At 59.1% G+C, this 20,631-nt stretch carries 17 protein-coding genes and 2 tRNA genes; 5 read left to right on the top strand and 14 right to left on the bottom strand.

Features of this window, described 5'->3' with window-relative positions:
• Nucleotides 1–18 precede the first annotated feature (18 nt).
• Entirely contained in the window at nt 19–435 is a 417-nt protein-coding gene (locus tag ACWHXT_RS05015; protein ID WP_447528142.1) for a CopG family transcriptional regulator, read from the bottom strand.
• 211 nt (nt 436–646) lie between these two features.
• On the opposite strand from ACWHXT_RS05015, the gene ACWHXT_RS05010 reads away from it, so the two are divergent.
• Together ACWHXT_RS05010 and ACWHXT_RS05005 are read left to right on the top strand one after the other, a co-directional pair.
• Entirely contained in the window at nt 647–1,768 is a 1,122-nt protein-coding gene (locus ACWHXT_RS05010; RefSeq protein ID WP_447957481.1) for a glycosyltransferase, read from the top strand.
• Entirely contained in the window at nt 1,740–2,753 is a 1,014-nt protein-coding gene (locus ACWHXT_RS05005; RefSeq protein ID WP_447957480.1) for a lysylphosphatidylglycerol synthase transmembrane domain-containing protein, read from the top strand. Before ACWHXT_RS05010 ends, ACWHXT_RS05005 begins: the two co-directional genes overlap by 29 nt.
• A gap of 90 nt (nt 2,754–2,843) precedes the next feature.
• Here the strand turns inward: ACWHXT_RS05005 and sucD are convergent, their stop codons facing one another.
• The 9 genes from sucD to sdhC all read right to left on the bottom strand — a co-directional run bounded on the left by sucD (nt 2,844) and on the right by sdhC (nt 14,652).
• Complete coding sequence (gene sucD, locus ACWHXT_RS05000; protein ID WP_447528139.1) at nt 2,844–3,716, bottom strand: succinate--CoA ligase subunit alpha; 873 nt, start codon at nt 3,714–3,716, stop codon at nt 2,844–2,846.
• Nucleotides 3,716–4,882, bottom strand: coding sequence for an ADP-forming succinate--CoA ligase subunit beta (gene sucC / locus ACWHXT_RS04995; RefSeq protein ID WP_447528138.1), 1,167 nt, complete (start codon nt 4,880–4,882; stop codon nt 3,716–3,718). The genes sucD and sucC overlap by 1 nt, the downstream gene beginning before the upstream one ends.
• A 134-nt stretch (nt 4,883–5,016) precedes the next feature.
• The gene (gene lpdA / locus ACWHXT_RS04990; RefSeq protein WP_447928423.1) at nt 5,017–6,456 is read right to left on the bottom strand and encodes a dihydrolipoyl dehydrogenase; all 1,440 of its coding nucleotides are present in this window, start codon (nt 6,454–6,456) and stop codon (nt 5,017–5,019) included.
• A gap of 158 nt (nt 6,457–6,614) precedes the next feature.
• The gene (gene odhB, locus ACWHXT_RS04985; RefSeq protein ID WP_447957479.1) at nt 6,615–8,204 is read right to left on the bottom strand and encodes a 2-oxoglutarate dehydrogenase complex dihydrolipoyllysine-residue succinyltransferase; all 1,590 of its coding nucleotides are present in this window, start codon (nt 8,202–8,204) and stop codon (nt 6,615–6,617) included.
• Between the two features lie 38 nt (nt 8,205–8,242).
• Nucleotides 8,243–11,077 (bottom strand): 2-oxoglutarate dehydrogenase E1 component, encoded by a 2,835-nt coding sequence (locus tag ACWHXT_RS04980; protein WP_447957478.1) that lies wholly within the window; start codon nt 11,075–11,077, stop codon nt 8,243–8,245.
• Between the two features lie 328 nt (nt 11,078–11,405).
• Nucleotides 11,406–12,116, bottom strand: a complete 711-nt coding sequence (locus ACWHXT_RS04975) for a succinate dehydrogenase iron-sulfur subunit (protein ID WP_447528134.1) — start codon at nt 12,114–12,116, stop codon at nt 11,406–11,408.
• Nucleotides 12,117–12,157: 41 nt separating this feature from the next.
• On the bottom strand, nt 12,158–13,930 hold the full coding sequence (gene sdhA, locus ACWHXT_RS04970) for a succinate dehydrogenase flavoprotein subunit (RefSeq protein ID WP_447957477.1): 1,773 nt from the start codon (nt 13,928–13,930) through the stop codon (nt 12,158–12,160).
• Between the two features lie 3 nt (nt 13,931–13,933).
• Entirely contained in the window at nt 13,934–14,281 is a 348-nt protein-coding gene (gene sdhD / locus ACWHXT_RS04965; RefSeq protein WP_447528132.1) for a succinate dehydrogenase, hydrophobic membrane anchor protein, read from the bottom strand.
• Nucleotides 14,275–14,652 carry a succinate dehydrogenase, cytochrome b556 subunit gene (gene sdhC, locus ACWHXT_RS04960; protein WP_447928418.1) on the bottom strand — a complete coding sequence of 126 codons (378 nt, stop codon included), beginning with the start codon at nt 14,650–14,652 and terminating at the stop codon, nt 14,275–14,277. The genes sdhD and sdhC overlap by 7 nt, the downstream gene beginning before the upstream one ends.
• Before the next feature lie 492 nt (nt 14,653–15,144).
• Here sdhC and gltA point away from each other — a divergent pair, with 492 nt between their 5' ends.
• Nucleotides 15,145–16,434, top strand: coding sequence for a citrate synthase (gene gltA / locus ACWHXT_RS04955; protein ID WP_447928417.1), 1,290 nt, complete (start codon nt 15,145–15,147; stop codon nt 16,432–16,434).
• A 598-nt stretch (nt 16,435–17,032) separates the two neighbouring features.
• Here the strand turns inward: gltA and ACWHXT_RS04950 are convergent.
• The 3 genes from ACWHXT_RS04950 to gltX form a co-directional block, all read right to left on the bottom strand.
• A tRNA-Glu gene (locus ACWHXT_RS04950) sits at nt 17,033–17,108 on the bottom strand.
• A 28-nt stretch (nt 17,109–17,136) separates the two neighbouring features.
• Nucleotides 17,137–17,212, bottom strand: a tRNA-Ala gene (locus ACWHXT_RS04945).
• Nucleotides 17,213–17,357: 145 nt separating this feature from the next.
• The gene (gene gltX, locus ACWHXT_RS04940) at nt 17,358–18,836 is read right to left on the bottom strand and encodes a glutamate--tRNA ligase (protein WP_447957476.1); all 1,479 of its coding nucleotides are present in this window, start codon (nt 18,834–18,836) and stop codon (nt 17,358–17,360) included.
• A 275-nt stretch (nt 18,837–19,111) separates the two neighbouring features.
• Between gltX and ACWHXT_RS04935 the strand changes: the two genes are divergently transcribed.
• Nucleotides 19,112–19,636, top strand: coding sequence for a helix-turn-helix domain-containing protein (locus tag ACWHXT_RS04935; protein ID WP_447895464.1), 525 nt, complete (start codon nt 19,112–19,114; stop codon nt 19,634–19,636).
• A gap of 13 nt (nt 19,637–19,649) precedes the next feature.
• Here the strand turns inward: ACWHXT_RS04935 and ACWHXT_RS04930 are convergent, their stop codons facing one another.
• Entirely contained in the window at nt 19,650–20,219 is a 570-nt protein-coding gene (locus ACWHXT_RS04930) for a hypothetical protein (protein WP_447957475.1), read from the bottom strand.
• A gap of 187 nt (nt 20,220–20,406) precedes the next feature.
• Here ACWHXT_RS04930 and ACWHXT_RS04925 point away from each other — a divergent pair, with 187 nt between their 5' ends.
• Nucleotides 20,407–20,589, top strand: a complete 183-nt coding sequence (locus tag ACWHXT_RS04925) for a type II toxin-antitoxin system HicA family toxin (protein ID WP_447957474.1) — start codon at nt 20,407–20,409, stop codon at nt 20,587–20,589.
• Nucleotides 20,590–20,631 lie beyond the last annotated feature (42 nt).

Here is a 20,631-nt window from a genome sequence, read left to right as displayed (position 1 = left end):
AAAGCCCTCGTCAATACATCAGTGGATGCGACCTGCCAGAGCGGCCTTGACCGCCTTGCTTGCATGCAGGGCGCCGAGCACGACGACGGATTCGATCGTCGCGGCGGCAAGTTCCGGCGTTACATCGTCGGCAATGGTGGCAAGTCCCAGCACCTGGATTTGCAGGGTTTCACCATTGGCCTTTAGCGCTTCGAGATCCGCGCGGCTGTAGTGTTCAAGCCCCAGCACGAACGCCTTGCGCGAGACGGTCTCCTTGACGACGTCGGCGTGGCTTGCCAGCTGGTTGCGAATGGCGGTACGGATCAGATCGGTTCGGTTGGAGTAAAAGCCCTCTTGCACCAGCAGGTCGATTTGGCCCAGATCGACGACGCCCAGGTTAATGGTGATTTTCTCGTTGGTGTCGCCGGGCTTGCGGCGCAGTTCGTGTACGCTCATGAGCGCTCCTATCGGGTGAGAAGCTATTTTCAATCCCTAAGGATTCCATATACCATCCATATGGATGTTATATTAGGCGGTATTGGGGTTTAAGCAAGGTTTTTCGCAAGCGACAGCGTTTGCGGCGCCCAAAGCATAGCCGCCCTGTCGCATAACTGACTTATTCGTTGGCTATGGTGATGAATGACCCTTGTGTGGCGCGGAGACGACCTTGCATATTGCCGATATCACCATGTTTCACGCCCCGGCCAGCGGCGGCGTGCGCACCTACCTGCAAGCCAAACACCGCGTACTACAAAAAGCCGGTGCCCGCTGTAGCCTGCTGGTACCCGGCGCCGAGCGCGATAGCCTGGGCGAGCACCATACGCTGCCTGCCCTGCGCCTTCCGCTGGGTCAGGGTTACCGGTTTCCGCTACGCGGCGCGCCCTGGCGGGATGCGCTGATCGAACTAGCGCCGGACATCATCGAGGCCGGCGACCCCTACGTGACCGCCTGGGCCGCGCTGGGCGCTGGTCAGCGCTTGGGCGTGCCGGTGGTCGGGTTTTACCACTCGGATTTGCCGCGACTGATGGGCGACCGCTTCGGGCGGCGTGTCGAGCGCCGCTTGATCCGCTACGTGGCCGACCTCTACCGCCGCTTTGACAGCGTGCTCGCCCCTTGCCAGGCCATGGCCGACCGCCTCACGCAGTGGGGTGTAGAGAACGTGCACGTGCAGCCATTGGGGGTAGATCTCGAGCGGTTTCATCCCGACCACTTCGACCCGCACTTTCGCCAACGCTTGGGCATCAATGAGAACAAGCGCCTGCTCATTTTCGTCGGCCGCTACTCCCGGGAGAAGAACATCGACGTGCTGCTGGCCACCATGAAACGCTTGGGGCCGGACTACCACCTGCTGCTGATGGGCCCCGGGATGCCTACCCGCGTGCCGGACAATGTCACCGCAGTCAGCCGCTGCTGCGGCGTGCACGAGGTGGCCGCCGCGCTTGCCAGCAGCGACGCCCTGCTCCACGCCGGTACGCGGGAAACCTTTGGGTTGATTGCCCAGGAGGCGATGGCCAGTGGCCTGCCGGTCATCGGCGCCCGCGCCGGCGCCCTGATCGAGAACGTGCCCTTGGGCGGCGGCGTGCTGTGCCCGCCACTCGACCCCGCCGCCATGGCTCAGGCCTGCAGCGCGCTGTTCGATAACGACATCGCCGCCAGCGGGCGCTACGCGCGCCACTACGTCGAGCGTCGCTTCGGCTGGGATGTAGTGATCCACCAATTATACGAGCACTATCGAGCGCTACATCAAAGCGAGCCGGCCCATGCCCGCCCCCGCATTCATACAAGGTAAATCCCGATGGCGACCGCGTCCGTTGCACGCGGTGCTGCTGCTCATCGCACTCATCACACCGCTACTGCTGACATCGCTTGCCGGCGGGCGGGCCGCGCTTGGCCATGTACAGGCGTTCCCGCTGGGGCTTTTGGCGCTCATGGTGGCAACGGCCGCTGTCTGCTGGAACCTGAACGCGCTCAGGCTTCGGCTGATGCTCGGCGCTCACCCAGGCGCGCCTAATCAGGCGGGCGCGCTGGGTATCGAGCTTGCCGCCAAGTTCGCGCTGTGCGCTACCCCGGGCGGCAGCGGCGGCCCGGTTACGATGCTGGCGCTTCTGGCAAAGCGCGGTGTGCCCCCGGCCAGGGGCACGGCGATGTTTCTGATCGATCAGGGGTGCGACTCGCTTTTCTTTCTGACCATGCTGGGTGTGGCGGTGGCCGCCACGCTGACCGGTATCGTCGATTGGCCCCACCAGGGGCTTATTCAGGCCGCCCTGCTCGCCCTTGGCGCGTTACTGGTGAGCGTGGCGCTGACCATCGTTTATCTGCCCAGGCTTTTACGCCTGCGCCCGGCGGCGCGGCCCAACGCCGTTAAAAGGCGCTGGCTCATTCGGCGGCTGCTGCGCTGTCGTCACGCGCTGCGGGTCACACTACACCTGCCCGGGCGAACGCTTGCCGCGATACTGCTGCTCACCGCGCTGCACTGGGTACTGCGTTATAGCCTTTTGTACATGGCGGTGCTGGGTGTGGGCGGGCAGGCGGAGTGGCTCTGGACATTTCTGGTGCAGATGCTGGCCATGGCGGCCAGCCAGCTGAGCTTTCTGCCCGGCGGTGCCGGGGCGGCGGAGCTTGGCGTGGGCACGCTTTTACTGCCGCTGATGGCGCCGGAGCAGGTCGCCGCGGCGGTACTGGTCTGGCGGCTGGTGAGCTACCACCTTTATTTGGCCGTGGGGGCCCCGGTGTTCGTCGTGCTCGGCTCACGCTGCCTGCAACGCCGCGGCTAAGTTTTACAAAACACAGATACAAAAAAGGGCACCCGCAGGTGCCCTTTTTGCGCTTTCCTACCGACAAGCGCCTACCTCGACCGGCCTGACTTACCAGCCGGTGGCTTCTTTCAGCGCGTCGCCGATTTCGGCCAGCGAACGTACGGTTTTGACACCCGCCGCTTCGAGAGCGCCGAACTTGTCGTCCGCCGTGCCTTTACCGCCGGAGATGATCGCACCCGCGTGGCCCATACGCTTGCCAGGAGGGGCGGTAACGCCTGCGATGTAGGCAACGACCGGCTTGGAGACGTTGTCCTTGATGTACGCCGCCGCTTCTTCTTCCGCGGTGCCGCCGATCTCGCCGATCATGACGATCGCTTCGGTCTTCGGGTCCTTCTCGAACATCTCGAGGATGTCGATGAAGTTGGAGCCCGGGATCGGGTCACCACCGATGCCGACACAGGTCGACTGGCCGAAGCCGTGGTCGGTGGTCTGCTTGACCGCTTCATAGGTCAACGTACCCGAACGGGATACGATGCCGACACGGCCCGGCTGGTGGATATGGCCCGGCATGATGCCGATCTTGGTTTCGCCAGGCGTGATGACGCCGGGGCAGTTCGGGCCGATCAGGCGAACGCCGAGCTCGTCGCATTTTACTTTCGCGTCGAGCATGTCGAGTGTGGCGATACCTTCGGTGATGCAGACGATCAGCTTGATGCCGGCGTTGGCGGCTTCAAGGATGGAGTCTTTACAAAACGCAGCCGGTACGTAGATGACGCTGGCTTCGGCGCCGGTTTGCTCGACTGCTTCCGCTACGGTGTTGAACACCGGCAGGCCCAGGTGCGTCTGGCCGCCTTTGCCCGGCGTTACACCGCCGACCATTTGCGTGCCGTAGGCAATCGCCTGCTCGGAGTGGAACGTGCCCTGGCCACCGGTGAACCCTTGGCAGATGACCTTGGTGTTCTTATCGATCAGGATACTCATTACTTGCCCTCCGCTGCTTTGACAACCTGCTGAGCCGCGTCGCTCAGGCTGGTGGCAGCGATGATGTTCAGACCGCTGGACGCCAGTTTCTCGGCACCCAGCTCGGCGTTGTTACCTTCCAGACGCACAACGACCGGCACGTTGACACCGACCTGCTCGACGGCACCAATGATGCCTTCGGCGATCATGTCGCAGCGCACGATACCGCCGAAGATGTTGACCAGCACGGCCTTCACGTTGTCGTCGGACAAAATGATCTTGAACGCTTCTGCCACGCGCTCTTTGGTCGCGCCGCCGCCTACGTCCAGGAAGTTGGCCGGCTTACCGCCAGACAGGTTGACGATGTCCATGGTACCCATGGCCAGGCCCGCGCCGTTGACCATGCAGCCGATGTTGCCGTCGAGGGCTACGTAGTTGAGCTCCCACTTGGCAGCATCCGCTTCGCGCTGGTCTTCCTGGCTCGGATCACGCATCGCCTGCAGGTCCGGATGACGGTACAACGCATTGCTGTCGAGGCCCAGTTTGGCGTCGAGGCAGTGCAGGTTGCCTTCATCGGTGATGACCAGCGGGTTGATTTCCAGAAGCGCCAGATCCTTGTCGTGGAACAGCTTGGAAAGCCCCAGGAAGATCTTGGTGAACTGCTTGATCTGGTCGCCCTTGAGGCCCAGTTTGAAAGCGAGTTCGCGCGCCTGGTAGGGCTGTGCGCCGACCAGCGGGTCGATCTCGGCTTTCAGAATCTTTTCCGGTGTCTCTTCGGCGACCGTTTCGATGTCTACACCACCTTCGGTCGAGGCCATGAAGACCACGCGACGGCTGGTACGGTCGACGACGGCGCCCAGATAAAGCTCATCGGCGATATCGGTGCAGTTCTCGACCAGAATCTTGGCAACCGGCTGACCTTTTTCGTCAGTCTGGTAGGTGACCAGGTTCTTGCCCAGCCACTGCTCGGCGAAGGCCTTCGCTTCCTGGGGGTCCTTGATCAGCTTCACGCCGCCCGCTTTACCGCGGCCGCCCGCGTGGACCTGGGCTTTGACTACCCACATCTCGCCGCCGATTTTTTTGCACGCTTCTACCGCTTCTTCTGGCGTGTCCACGGCAAAGCCCTTGGACACCGGCAGACCATAATCAGCAAACAGCTGCTTGCCTTGATACTCGTGAAGGTTCATCGATTCATGCCATTGGTTGCATGTGACTCGAACGACAACCGGTGCCGAGCACCGGCTGTCCCCGTGCTATCAGCTCGGCAAGCCGGGCTGATAGCGTTGCGCCACCGGAAGGTGGCGCCTGGTCGTTACTAGAATTACTTACGTTTTTTACGGTTCGCCATGTGGATGGCGTGCCCGTCCACGGCCAGTGCGGCTTCGTGAACCGCCTCGGACATGGTGGGGTGGGCATAGCAGGTCAGCGCCAGATCTTCGGCGCTGGAGCCGAACTCCATCGCGATCACGGCCTGAGCGATCAGCTCGCCGGCATGCTGGCCAACGATGTGAACACCCAGGATGCGATCGGTTTCTGCATCGGCGATGACTTTCGCGCTACCTTCGGTGGCGTTGTTCGCCATGGCGCGGCCGCTGGCGGCAAACGGGAAAGTACCGGTTTTGACTTCGATGCCCTTGGCCTTGGCGTCCTGCTCGGTCATACCGACCCAGGCCACTTCCGGGGCAGTGTAGATCACGCAGGGAATGGCGTCATAGTTCATCTCGGCTTTGTGGCCGGCGATGATGTCCGCCACCATGATGCCCTCTTCCGAGGCCTTGTGCGCCAGCATCTGACCGCGTACGCAGTCGCCGATCGCGTAAACGCCCGGCACGTTGGTGCGGCACTGGTCGTCGACGAAGATGAAGCCACGCTCGTCGAGCTCGATGCTGACGTCGTCGGCGATCACACCCTTGGTGTACGGGCGGCGGCCAACGCAGACGATCAGCTTATCGAAGGTGATTTCCTGCTCGCCTTCGCCGTCGGTGTACTTGACGACGACTTCATTGTCTTTCACTTCGGAGCCGGTCACGCGGGCGCCGAGTTTGATGTCCAGGCCCTGCTTTTTGAGAAGCTTCTGGGTGTCCTTGGCAACGGTCGTGTCGACCATCGGCAAGAAATCGTCCATCGCTTCGAGCACGGTGACTTCAGACCCCAGGCGGTTCCAAACGCTACCCAGCTCGAGCCCGATAACGCCGGCGCCAATCACGCCCAAACGCTTCGGCGCTTCCTTGAATTCAAGCGCGCCGGTAGAGTCGACGACCAGGTCTTCGGTCAGCGGCGTGGGCGGAATTTCAACCGGTACCGAGCCCGCCGCGATCACGATGTTCTCGGCTTCGTACTTGGTCGCGTTGCCGTCGAGATCGGTGACTTCGACCTGCTTGTTACCTACGACTTTACCGGTACCGTCGATCGCGGTGACGCCGTTGGCCTTGAAAAGGCCTGAGATGCCGCCGGTCAGGTTCTTAACGATGGTGTCTTTACGCGACATCATCTTGGTGATGTCCATGCTGACATCGCTTGCCTGGATACCCAGGTCGTCGAAGTCGTGCTTGGCTTCGACATACTTGTGCGAGGCTTCCAGCAGCGCCTTGGACGGGATACAACCCACGTTCAGGCAGGTGCCGCCGTGTACCACGTTGCCTTCCTTGCCAATCCACTTCTCGACACAGGCAACGTTCAGCCCGAGCTGGGCCGCGCGAATGGCAGCGACGTAGCCGCCGGGGCCGGCACCGATAACGATTACATCAAACTTGTCAGCCATGTTGGCTCCTTCCGCTTGGTGACGCTTTGTCTGGATCAATGCATACGCGTCGATCAAATCATGGACAAAGGGCCGTGTGCGATAACATAAAAACGCTCGAACTCAAGGTTCTCTCACCCGATCACGCGGCCAGGGTCAGCCCTTGGCCGCGGGCATCGTTACACGTCCAGCAGTAGGCGCGCCGGGTCTTCCAGCAGTTCCTTGATGGTGACCAGGAACTGAACCGCGTCTTTACCGTCGATCATGCGGTGATCGTAGGAGAGCGCCAGGTACATCATCGGGCGAACCTCGACCTTGCCGTTGACCGCCATCGGGCGCTCCTGGATCTTGTGCATACCCAGAATGGCCGTTTGCGGCGGGTTGATGATCGGCGTGGAAAGCAGCGAGCCGAAAATACCGCCGTTGGTGATGGTGAAGGTACCGCCCTGCATTTCGTCGATGCCGAGCTTGCCATCGCGGGCCCGCTTGCCGAAGTCGACGATGCCTTTCTCGACATCGGCGATCTTCATGGCGTCGGTGTCACGCAGTACCGGTACGACCAGACCGCGGTCGGTGGACACGGCAACGCCGATATCCTGGTAACCGTGGTAGACGATCTCGTCACCGTCAATCGAGGCGTTGACATCCGGGAAGCGCTTGAGCGCCTCGGCGGCGGCCTTGACGAAGAAGCCCATGAAGCCGAGCTTGACGTCGTGGGCCTTTTGGAAGGTGTCCTTGTACTGTGCGCGCAGGTTCATGACCGCGCCCATGTCCACCTCGTTGTAGGTGGTCAGCATGGCGGCGGTTTGCTGCGCTTCGACCAGACGCTTGGCGATGGTCTTGCGCAGGCGCGTCATCGGTACGCGCTTCTCGGCGCGCTCGCCTTCGGCGGCGGCCGGGGCTGCAGCGGCTTTCTTCGCTGCCGGCGCGGAGGACTTGGCGGTTTTCTTGGCGCTGCCGTCTTTCACGGCCTTCTGAACGTCTTCTTTCAGAACACGGCCGCCCTTGCCGGTGCCTTCGATCTTGGCAACGTCCAGGTCGTTTTCGGCGATCATCTTGCGCGCCGCCGGGGCCACGATCTTGTCGCCTACTTTCTCGTCGGCGCCTTCATCGTCGCTGGTGCTATCGGCGCTGTCATCGCCTTTGCTTTCGCTTGCGCCGCTGTCGCTACCGCCGCCTTCGGAGAAGATCGCCAGTACGGCTTCGGACTCGACCTGGCTGCCCTCTTCGGCCTTGATTTCGGCAAGCGCGCCATCGGCGGGTGCCACGACTTCCAGCACGACCTTGTCGGTTTCGATGTCGGCCAGCACTTCATCGCGCTTGACCGCTTCGCCGACTTTCTTGTGCCAGGTGGCCACGGTGCCTTCCTGAACGGATTCCGGGAAGCTCGGCGCTTTAACATCGTGCTGCTTACCGCCGCCGGCTTTCTTCTCTTCTTTCTTGTCGTCTTGCTTGGCGCCGTCGTCTTTAGCGTCGCCGCCGTCCTCTTTCTCGGACTTTTCGGCTTTCTCTTCAGTCTTGCCGCCGCCGCTTGCTTCGCCGATCTTGCCCAGTACCTGCTCGGACTCGACGGTGTCGCCTTCTTCAGCCATTACTTCGGAGAGCGTACCGGCTTCTGGTGCCACGACCTCGAGCACCACCTTGTCGGTTTCAATTTCAACAATCAGCTCGTCACGCTCAACGCTGTCACCCGGCTTCTTGTGCCACGCGGCTACCGTGCCTTCGGCAACGGATTCCGGAAAGGTTGGCGCTTTGATATCAGTAGCCATGTCATTTCCCTTAATAGGTTCTCTAAACCCGGTGGCGCTTATAAATTAAAAGCGTCTTCCACCAGCTGGCGCTGCTGTTCTGTATGAACGGACATGTAGCCTGCCGCGGGAGCCGCAGAGGCCGGACGTCCTGCAAATTTCAATTCGCGGCCAAAGCCGTTTTTGAGCGTATCCGCCGCAATCCGCATGTGGTGCTGGCTGGGGTACCAGGCGCCCTGGTTCATCGGCTCTTCCTGGCACCAGACGATGTCTTCCAGATTGGGATACGTCTCGAGCACTTCCAGAAGCTCGTCCTTCGGGAACGGGTAGAGCTGTTCCAGACGGATGATCGCCGTATCGTTGCGCTCGTTTTCAGCACGCCAGTTGGCGAGATCGTAATAGACCTTGCCGGCACACATGATGACCCGCTTCACCTCCTCCGCCGGGCGATCCGCCTGGTCCGGCAGCACCATGTGGAACTTGCCTTCGGCCAGATCTTCAAGGCTCGATACCGCCTCTTTATGGCGCAGTAGCGACTTGGGCGTCATGACGATCAACGGCTTGCGTAGCGGGCGAATGACCTGACGGCGCAGCAGATGGAAAATCTGCGCCGGCGTGGTCGGTACGCACACCTGCATGTTGTGCTCGGCGCACATTTGCAAAAACCGCTCCAGACGCGCCGAGGAGTGCTCGGGCCCCTGACCTTCGTAGCCGTGGGGAAGCAGCATGGTCAGACCACAAAGCCTTCCCCATTTGGTCTCGCCAGAGGAGATGAACTGATCCACCACCACCTGGGCGCCGTTGAAGAAGTCGCCGAACTGGGCTTCCCAAATGACCAAATCGTTGGGCGCGGTGGTCGAGTAGCCGTACTCGAAGGCCAACACGGCTTCTTCCGAGAGGATCGAGTCGTGAATGGTGAAGCGCGGCTGGCCGTCCTTGATATTTTGCAGCGGCACGTAGGTGCTGCCGTCTTTCTGGTTGTGAATCACGGCGTGACGGTGCGAGAAGGTGCCGCGGCCTACGTCCTGGCCGGTAATACGGATCGGATGGTTCTGATCCACTAGCGTTGCGTAGGCCAGCGTCTCGGCAAAGCCCCAATTCACGCCCATACCGCCCGCCTGCATCTTGCGGCGGTCTTCGTAGATCTTGCCGACCTGGCGCTGCACGTCGATCCCGTCCGGGATCTCGCACATCCTGGCCGCCAGCTGCTGAAGGCGCTTCATGTCGATGGAGGTATCCGTGTCGCCGGACCACTCGTGGCCCAGATACGGCGCCCAGTCGACGAACAGCGACTTGTTGGGCTCCTGCACCAGCGCGTTGGCAACGTGGTTACCGGCGACCAGATCGTCGCGGTAGGTTTCGACCATTGCCTTGGCATCGTCTTCCGAGAGTACGCTCTGCTCGACCAGGCGCTGCGCGTAGAGCGTGCGCGAGGAGGCGTGATCCTTGATCTTGGCGTACATCATCGGCTGGGTGCCGGAGGGCTCGTCCGCTTCGTTGTGGCCGCGGCGGCGGTAGCACACCAGGTCGATCACGACGTCTTTCTTGAACTGCTGACGATAGTCCAGCGCCACTTGCGTTGCGTGAATCACCGCGTCCGGGTCATCGCCGTTGACGTGGAAAATCGGCGCCTGAACCATCTTGGCGATATCGGTACAGTATTCGGTCGAGCGGGCGTCTTCCGGGTGAGAGGTCGTGAAACCCACCTGGTTATTGATCACGATATGGACCGTGCCGCCGGTCTTGTAGGCGCGGGTTTGAGACATCTGGAATGTCTCCATCACCACACCCTGGCCTGCAAAGGCCGCGTCGCCGTGTACGTTGATCGGCAGTACTTTGCTGCCGTCTTCATCCTGGCGGCGGTCCTGGCGTGCGCGAACCGACCCTTCGACCACCGGCGCTACGATTTCCAGGTGCGACGGGTTGAACGACATGGCCAGGTGGACTTCACCGCCGGGGGACATGACGTTCGAGCTAAAGCCCTGGTGGTATTTGACGTCGCCGGAGCCGCGCTCGATGACTTTCTTGCCATCGAACTCGTCGATCAAATCCGCCGGGTTTTTACCCAGGATATTGACCAGCAGGTTCAAGCGCCCGCGGTGGGCCATACCGATGACGACTTCCTTGGTACCGTAACCACCGGCGCGCTGAATCAGCTCGTCCATCATGGGTACGAAGGTTTCGCCGCCTTCCAGGCCGAAACGCTTGGTGCCCGGGTACTTGGAGGCCAGGTAGTTCTCCAGGCCTTCCGCCGCGGTCAGGCGTTCGAGCACGTGCTTGCGCACGTCGTCACTGAATTTGGGCGCGCTTCTTACCGACTCGAAGCGACGCTGCAACCAGCGCTTCTCTTCGGTATCGACAATGTGCATGATCTCGCAGCCGATGGAGCGACAGTAGGTCTGCTCCAGCGCTTCGACGATATCCCGAAGCGGGGCCTTGTCGATGCCCAGAAAGAAAGAGCCGGTTTGAAATTCGGTATCGAGATCCGCTTTTGAAAGCTGGTGAAAGGACAGATCAAGATCCGGAATGGGGGTAGGATTACGCAGACCCAGCGGGTCGATATTCGCCTTTTGATGGCCACGAAAGCGGTACGCGTTGATCAATTGCAGGACTTTGACCTGCTTTTTGTTCTCACCACCGCTTGCCTGGGCAGCGCCCTGGGCCGGGCGGTTTTCGCGCCCTAGCTGGTAGAACTGATCACGGATGGGGCTAAGTGGAACATCCTGGGAGGCACTGTCATCGGACTTACGCAGCTCGTCAAAATAACGGCGCCATTCGTCGGTGACAGAATCGGGATCGTCGAGGTACTGCTCGTAAAGCGCTTCCACGTAGTGAACATTGCCGCCACTAACGTGAGAGGAACGCCACATCAACTCCATTATGCCTTGTTGCATCTCTCGGTCACCCTACACTGATGGGGTGGTATCGGCATCACTGCAAAATGCAGCGACATCGCTGTTGCCCTGCCGGCGGGGCGAAACGTTAGCCGGCGGCACCGGCACAGGCCGGGAACCTTCACGTGGTTCGATATCTAGCAATTCGCTTTCAGTTCATGCTCAAAAGCCGGTACAAGGGCACCGGCTTTTAAACGTGGCTGATTGATACTGCGACGCGGCGTCGCACCACATGATATATACCATGATAACAAGCGAAGCGCCGGTATTTAAGTAGCTTTGTACGACAACCGGCACTTCACTTGCTTTTTTCTAAAAGATTAAACGGTTACGTGGCGTCAGCCAGCAACATTTCACGAATTTTACCGATCGCGCGGGTCGGGTTGAGCCCTTTGGGGCACACCGCCACGCAGTTCATGATGCCACGGCAGCGGAACACGGAGAACGGGTCTTCCAGGTCCGTCAGACGCTCGCGGGTCGCGGTATCGCGGGTATCCGCCAAAAAGCGGTAGGACTGCAACAGTCCTGCCGGGCCAACGAACTTGTCCGGATTCCACCAAAACGACGGGCACGAGGTCGAGCAGCACGCACACAGAATGCACTCGTACAGGCCGTCGAGCTTGTCGCGGTCTTCCGGCGACTGCAAACGCTCGATGGCGGGCGGCGTGGTATCGTTTTGCAGGTACGGCTCGATGCGCTCGTACTGCTTATAGAAGATACCCATATCCACGACCATGTCGCGGATGACCGGCAGGCCCGGCAGCGGACGCAGGGTCAGCTTACCGTTTTTGACCACATCGGAAAGCGGCGTAATGCACGCAAGACCGTTTTTGCCGTTCATGTTCATGCCGTCGGAACCGCATACGCCTTCACGGCAGCTGCGGCGAAACGCCAGGCCGCTGTCCTGCTCTTTCATGATATGCAGAACGTCGAGGACCATCAGGTCACGGTCTTTCGTGTCGACCTGAAACTCCTGCATGTACGGCGCGGAGTCGGTTTCCGGGTTGTAGCGGTATATCGATACCTGAAGATTGGACATAGTGACTCCCTCGTCAGTGCGAAGACTGGTTCAGCGCAAAATTAGTAAGTACGAACCTTCGGCTCGAACGTATCAACGGTTTTCGGCTTGAAATTGACGTCGCGCTGCTTGAGCTCCTTGGTGAGCGGGAAGTAGAGCGAGTGCTTCAGCCAGTTGACATCATCACGGTCTGGATAATCATAGCGCGAGTGGGCACCACGGCTCTCTTTACGCTCGAGGGCAGCAATCGCCGTTGCTTCAGCCACTTCCATCAGGTTGTCGAGCTCGAGCGCTTCGACACGCGCCGTGTTGAACGCGTTGGACTTGTCCGGCAAGTGCGCGTTGGCAATACGCTTGCGCAGCTCAGAAAGCCTCTGAACGCCTTCCTGCATATTGTCTTCTTTACGGAACACGCCGAAGGAGTTCTGCATGATGTCCTGAAGCTCGGCTTTAAGCTCCGGAATGCTCTCGCCGCCTTCGGATTCGTTCCAGCGCGTAATACGCTTCATGGCGGTTTCGATGTCGGACTCGGTAGCGTCCAGGTACTCGATACCTTCGTTCAGCGCGCCTTCGATGAACATGCCCGCCGCGCGGCCGAAGACCACCAGGTCGAGCAAGGAGTTGCCGCCCAGACGATTAGCGCCGTGTACCGATACGCAGGCCGCTTCACCACAGGCAAACAGGCCGTTGACGATATGGTCGTTGCCGTTTTCGTCCTGAGTAATCGCCTGGCCGTGAACGTTGGTGGGGATACCGCCCATCATGTAGTGGCAGGTCGGCACGACCGGGATCGGGTCCTTGGCCGGGTCGACGTGTGCGAAGGTCTTGGAAAGCTCCACGATACCCGGCAGGCGCTTGCCCAGTACTTCTTCGCCCAGGTGGTCGAGCTTCAGGAAGACGTGGTCTTCTTTATCGCCACAGCCGCGGCCTTCGAGGATTTCCATGACCATGGAACGTGCGACGACATCGCGACCCGCCAGATCTTTCGCGTTGGGCGCGTAACGCTCCATGAAGCGCTCGCCGTCCTTGTTGACCAGGTAACCACCTTCGCCACGACACCCTTCGGTGACCAGCGTACCCGCTCCGTAGATGCCGGTGGGGTGGAACTGCCACATCTCCATGTCCTGCATGGGGAAGCCCGCACGCAGCGCCATGCCGATACCGTCACCGGTATTGATCAAGGCGTTGGTGGTCGAAGCATAGATACGACCCGCGCCGCCGGTCGCGAGTACCGTGGCCTTGGATTTAACGTGAACGACTTCGCCGGTTTCGATGCACATGGCGATACAACCCACGACGTCGCCTTCGGCGTTCTTGACCAGATCGACCGCGTACCACTCGTTCAAGAACGTGGTGTTGTTCTTGAGGTTGTTCTGATAAAGCGTGTGCAGCAGCGCGTGACCGGTACGGTCGGCCGCAGCGCAGGTACGTGCCGCTTGGCCGCCTTCGCCGAAGTTTTTCGACTGGCCGCCGAACGGGCGCTGATAGATACGGCCTTGATCAGTACGCGAGAACGGAAGCCCCATGTGTTCGAGTTCGAACACTGCTTTCGGGCCTTCGGAACACATGTACTCGGCGGCGTCCTGGTCGGCGATATAGTCGCCCCCCTTGACGGTGTCGTACATGTGCCAGCGCCAATCGTCATCCGGGTCGGAAGAGGCGATCGCGCAGGTAATGCCGCCCTGGGCAGACACGGTGTGCGAGCGAGTCGGGAACACTTTCGAAAGAACCGCTGTCTTCTTACCGGATTTGGCAAGTTCCAGAGCAGCGCGCAGGCCAGAGCCACCGCCACCAATGATAATGGCGTCAAACGTCAGGCTACGAAGGTTAGACATGGATTAAGCTCCCCACAGAATTTGAATGCCCCAGACCAGGTAGACAAAGATGGCCAAAATGATAACGGCCTGGGCACCGACACGCAGACGAGTGGACTTGAGGTAGTCGGTCGTGACTGTCCAAAGGCCAATCCAGGCGTGTGCGGCGATAGAGATAAAGGCCAAAAGCGAGAAGATCCGCATCCAGATCTGGTTAAAAAGCCCGCTCCAGGTGTAGTAATCGAGGCCCGGGTTGAACAGCAGGTAGCCAACGATGAACAGCGTATAAATGGCCAGAATGACGGCAGAGACGCGCTGCATTAGCCAGTCGGACAAGCCGCTACGGCCGAAACTCGTGATGTTGGTTACCATACCCAGACTCCTGCCAAAATGATCAGAACGGCGCTCACTACCACGGTGATCTGTGCTTTTTGCACGCTACCTTCCAAAGTGACACCAATATCGGCATCCATGAGCAAATGTTTAACACCAGCTACGAAATGGAAGGCCAACGCTGACAACAGGCCCCAGGCGATGAACTTGGCCAGAATATTGGTGGCTAATGCGTCGCGAACGGCATCGAAGCCAGCCGGTGAGGAGAGGGATTTTCCCAACGCCCAGAAGGCGAAAATCAGGCCGACGAACAGGATAACACCCGTAATACGGTGAGTAATCGAGGTCAGGGCCGGCAGTGGGAAATGTATCGTCGAAAGGTCTAAATTTACGGGTCGTTTGCTATTCACGGCTTTATACACACTCTTTTGGCCCACTCTGTGGAGGTTCGGGCTTACCCCGAGCGGGCAGTGGTTGCTGGAAGGGGCTCGGCCGTTGCCAAGTCGGGCACGACCACCTATGTGCCGGTCGCGCGCGGTGAATTATAAGAACCTTCGCCCCCGCTTACAAACCGAACACAGGCCTAACTCTACTATGGAGCAAAAAAATTGCCCTTGGGTGGAGTCGATTTTGCGTTGCAGCATGGTTATAGTGTTTGAAAGGCAGCAGGCTTAATAAGCCTGTTAACGGTTTCATTCTAGTACGTGTTCACACTAATTTCTTCTCCCTATTAAAAATATTAGACAAAATAACTATCAGATAATAAATTTTGTATAACATTTGCCCCTATTAAGGCTAATTGACAAAAAGTCGCACCCTTCTATAGTAGGCGAGCCTTTTCGCCGGCGCGGTATGCGAAATAACGACTTAACGTCCCAAACCGAATTCGAAAGGAGGCCTTCATGGCTGACAGGAAAGCGACCTTGACGGTAGACGGTCTCGATAAACCGATCGAGCTACCCATGTATTCCGGCACACTAGGCCCCGACGTTATCGACGTACGCGGCCTGGGTGCCGAAGGCCTTTTCACCTACGACCCTGGCTTTATGGCCACCTCCTCTTGCCAATCGGCCATCACCTATATCGATGGCGGCCAGGGCATGTTGCTACACCGTGGCTACCCTATCGACCAGCTAGCCAAAGAGTCCAACTTCGTAGAAGTTTGCTATACCCTGCTGTTCGGCGAACTGCCGACCGACGAGCAGTACGCGGAGTTCGAAACACGTATTCGTAACCACACCATGGTTCACGACCAGATCAACAACTTCTTCAAGGGTTTCCGCCGCGACGCGCACCCGATGTCGATTCTTTGCGGTGTAGTAGGCGGCCTTGCGGCGTTCTACCACGACCACATGGACATCACCCAGGAAGAAGACCGCCACATCAGCGCTATCCGCCTGATCGCGAAAATGCCGACGCTGGCGGCAATGTCGCACAAGTACAACGTCGGTCAGCCGTTCAACTACCCGCGTAACGACCTGAGCTATGCAGAGAACTTCCTCTACATGATGTTCAGCAACCCGTGCGAGGAGTACAAGATCAACCCGGTTTACGCCAAGGCCATGGACCGGATCTTCATGCTTCACGCCGATCATGAGCAGAACGCCTCGACCTCGACGGTCCGCCTGGCAGGCTCTACCGGCGCCAACCCGTTTGCGTGTATCAGCGCAGGCATCGCCGCACTTTGGGGCCCGGCCCACGGCGGCGCGAACGAAGCCGTACTGGCCATGCTCGACGAGATAGGCGACGACTCCGAAGAGAACATCCAGCGTTTCGTCGACAAGGCGAAAGACAAGGAAGACCCGTTCAAGCTGATGGGCTTTGGCCACCGCGTCTATCGCAACTTCGACCCGCGCGCCAAGGTCATGAAAGAGAGCTGCGACGAAGTACTGGCGGAGCTCGGCATGGCCGACGACCCGCAGCTCAAGATCGCCAAGCGCCTCGAGCAGATCGCGCTGGAAGACGAGTACTTCATCGAGCGTAAGCTTTACCCGAACGTCGATTTCTACTCGGGCATCATTTTGAAAGCGATGGGCATCCCCACCAACATGTTCACCGTGATCTTTGCCGTTTCGCGCACCATCGGCTGGATCTCGCACTGGAACGAAATGCTCAGCGAAAGCTACAAGATCGGCCGTCCGCGTCAGCTTTATACCGGCCACGAGAAGCGCGACTACCCCAGCAAGAAGTAACGCGCCGTCGTAACGCCAAAAGGCCGCCCCAGGGCGGCCTTTTTACGTTGGACAGTACACAGTTCGACCAACCCCCTTCTTCGCCCTCTCAGGGGCCGCGCTTCACCCATAAGGCTTGCTCTTTGAATGCTTTCCCGATGCGGTTACCGCCCGCTTCGCTTGCGCTGCATAAAACGCTATAAGCAGGTGGCTTTTATAGGCAAAAAAACGCTCTGCTGCGACCATTTTGACCTTGACAATTTACCCCGGTGGGAAGGGAATCGCGTTTTCCACACTATCTGTGGATAACCCTGTTTACAACCACCATAAAACGTCCCGGAATCGCCATGAACACTGGCTTTTCTTTAAATTGGTTATTTTTTGATCTAACGTAAGTTGCTGATTTATATAGTTAAAAGTTAAAGCGCTGATTTTTTGGGCAATTAGCGATGCCTTGTGCACAACCCCACCTCCGCCAATGCAAAAGTGGACAAGTCAAGCATAAAAAAGCAAAAAATTGGCCCTGAAAACGGAATTCAGACGTCGAAAATTCTCGCCAACCCATCATAGGGTTACGATATAAAAGACATTAAGCAGGAAGGTACTTCAGAGGATGATGTGGCGTCCCATAGGGGGTTCGAACCCCTGTTACCGCCGTGAAAGGGCGGTGTCCTGGACCACTAGACGAATGGGACAAAAACATCACAAGCGTGCGCTTTAAATTGGTGGAGCCTAGCGGGATCGAACCGCTGACCTCGACACTGCCAGTGTCGCGCTCTCCCAGCTGAGCTAAGGCCCCACGTGTCGTGAAGACGCTGCGTATAGTACTGATTAGACTCGCCTTCGTCAACCAGAAAAGCGCCGATTTCTACCTGTAGATACCGGCGCCCTTCCCTACCAGGCCGATTCTGCTCTTTCGCTATTACCGAACGACTCAGGCTTGACTACAGCGCGCGAAACTCTTTTTCAAAGCGCTTCGCCTGCTTTTTCGAAACACCGCCCAGCACCTCGATGGCGTGACGAAGCCGTGCCCGCGTTACGTCAGAGCCAAGAATCGCCATCGCGTCCATGACCGAGGTACTGGCACTGGTGCCGGTAATCGCGATGAACACCGGCGCCAGAAACGCCTTCATCTTGAGCTCGAACGCACCGGCCAGCATTTGAACCTCGGCCAGCAGTGCTTCCTTGTTCCAGGCGGCTACGCCTTCGAAACGCCAGACCAAAAACTGCAAAAGCTTCACCAGCTCTTCGCGCTCGAGCTTCACACTTTCGAAGTCTTCCTCTTTCAGGTTGGGCAACCCGGAGAAAAAGTGGCCGGCCAACGGCGCCACCTGGGAGAGCGTTTCCACCCTTGTGCGTACCTGGGGCAGGATCTGCTTCACGTACTCTTCGTTGAACGCCCATTCGCGCAGCGCCTTCAAAAGCGCATCGTCGTCCAGGTCTTCGCGAATATAGACGCCGTTGAGCCAGGTGAGCTTCTCCAGATCGAACACCGGCCCGCCCAGCGACACCCGCTGAATATCGAAGGACTCGACCATTTCGGTCAGGCTGAACTTTTCGCGTTCGTCGGGCATCGACCAACCCATGCGGCCCAGGTAGTTGGTCACGGCCTGGGGCAAAAAGCCCATGCGACGGTAGTAGTTGATCGAGGTCGGGTTCTTGCGTTTGGAGAGCTTCGATTTATCCGGGTTGCGCAGCAGCGGCATGTGGCAAAGCGTGGGCATGTCCCAGCCAAAGTACTCATAAAGCAGCTGATGCTTGGGGGCCGAGTTGATCCACTCTTCGCCGCGCAGCACGTGGGTGATCCCCATTAGGTGATCGTCCACCACGTTGGCCAGGTGGTAGGTCGGCATCCCGTCGGACTTCATCAGGATCTGCGCATCCACCTGGGCCCATTCGACCTCGATACGCCCGCGCAGCATGTCGTCCACCACGCAAACGCCGTCACTGGGCACATTCATGCGCACCACAAACGGCCAGTTCTCGGCTTCACGGCGGCTGTGCTCCTCTTCATCGAGGGCCAGGTCAGCGGGCTTGAGCGCCAGGTGAAGACCGGCTTCCTTACGCGCCTCGCGCAGCTCGTCCAACTCTTCACTGGTGCGGTAGCATTTGAACGCGTGACCGGCCGCGATGAGCTTTTCGGCGTGGCGCGCGTAGATATCGCCGCGCTCGCTTTGCCGGTAAGGGCCGTGGGGGCCGCCTACATCCGGGCCTTCTTCCCACTCGATACCCAGCCAGCGAAGCGAATCCAGAATCATTTGCTCGGATTCCGCCGTGGAGCGCACGCGGTCGGTATCTTCGATACGCAAAATGAATTCGCCGCCTAGCTTGCGCGCAAAGCACAGATTGAAAAGCGCGATATAGGCCGTGCCGACGTGGGGGTCGCCGGTGGGTGAAGGCGCGATGCGCGTACGTACGGTCATGCAGGTATCCTTTTTAACAGCTAAGTGGCGCCATTATACGCGCCGATTGCGTATCCAACAGCCTGGCCGGGGAACATCTTCGGCCAAAAAGCGTCCTAACAAAAGTTGCTAAGGATATAGCGACCAAGGCCCAGGTATCTTTGCTATTTCTAGCGCAATACCTATGATGCACGACCATGCTGAAAAAACCCTGTTTTTCAGCGTGTAAAGTACGCCATTGGCGACAATGGAAGTAATTCAAACGAGTTTGTTTGGCTCATCAATGGGAAACTACAATGGAATCGCTAGGCTCACGTATCAAACAGCTTCGACAGCGGGTAAAGCTTAATAAAGCTGCGCTTGCTCGAAAAGTTGGCGTGTCGGATGTGACTATTTCGTATTGGGAGTCGGGCGCGATCAAGCAAATCGGTCATGAGCGCCTGGTGGCGCTGGCCGACGCGCTGGATTGCTCGCTGGCGACCTTACTGGAAGGCGATAGCGCGCCTCCCTTGCTGACGCTGACTCACCAGGGCCCCCTTCCCTGGGAGCAAGTGCAAGCCACCACGCTGACGCCGCCCCCGCATCTGCCGCTAAAAATCGACTGGAAAGCGCCCTGTGTCATGACGACGCCTGGGGCCAACACGGATTTCGCTCCCGCCTCCCCGGGTGATCTTCTGTTACTTGGCCCGACCCACGTCTTTCATAAAGCCGGGCATTACCTGGTCAAACGCGAGGATCGATTCACGCTCGAGCACTTCTCGAAAGCGCCCAGCGATGAAGAGATCCACGCCGTCGTACTCGCTCACTGGTGTCCTGCCTAAAGCACCCTTTACGTCATTCTTCGATAATTTCCACCTGGTCACGCGTGCGTCTTGGCTCACTCCCCACCAAAAAGCGCCGTGAGTAGGTGGCCACCTGCCCCAACCCGTGGCGAGTTTGTGTAACGAGCTCGCCGCTCAAGTAATCCCCCCGAGGCCCAATGATCTCCTGCACGGCACGAGGCTGAACGCTGGCTTCGCTCGACTGCACACGCACGAGATAACCGCCATCCGGCAGCCCGCTGCCCGAGCCAAAGGGGCCCGCGGTAAAGGTGCCACCGCTTACCAGGGTACGCGACTGCCAGCGCACGCGGCTCAGCTCGCGCTCGACGATGACCTGCACGCGCGCGCCGTCCGGCAGGTTGGACTCACCTTCCACCATCAAGCGCCGGTCGGAGCGCAGTTGGGCGTGAAGCGAAAAGCTCACCTCGAGCGAGGGTGTCTCAACGCGCTCTTCGCCTTCGCTTTGCACGGCATTGTTGGGCACCTCATCGGCCGTGGGCGCCTCCTCCATCTGCTCGTTGCAGCCAGCCAGCAGTAAAAGGCCCACCACCGCTCCGGCGATAACACCACGTGCTTTGCGCATACCCTCTCCTCTCACCGAACGTGACCCTCTACGCTATACCATTAAAGACGTGGGTGCGTCACTAATGCTCAGGGGCTTGCCATCGGAATCCGGTCAACCTTTACGAATGTGGAGCCGTGCGCTTTTTTGACTCTTTTATTTTTACGGGGTTATAGTAACCCTATAACGATGGGTAAAGGGGCCGGAGGTGAACAGCAGAGCACTGATCAAGGAGTTGGAAGCGGAGGGCTGGGAGCTCGTCAGAATCAAGGGCAGCCACCACCACTTTCGACACCCGACCAAGCCCGGCACGATCACCGTGCCGCATCCTAAAAAGGATCTACAAACGGGCCTGGTCAAAGCAATCAGGAAAAGCGCTGGCCTCGAATGAGGCTCACCACTGCGGCCCCACTGAGCATTACAGAGAGAGAAG

The sequence above is a fragment of the Vreelandella halophytica genome, assembly GCF_968193635.1.
Note: the sequence above shows the minus strand (reverse complement) of the source record. Positions and strands in the feature narration are given on the sequence as shown.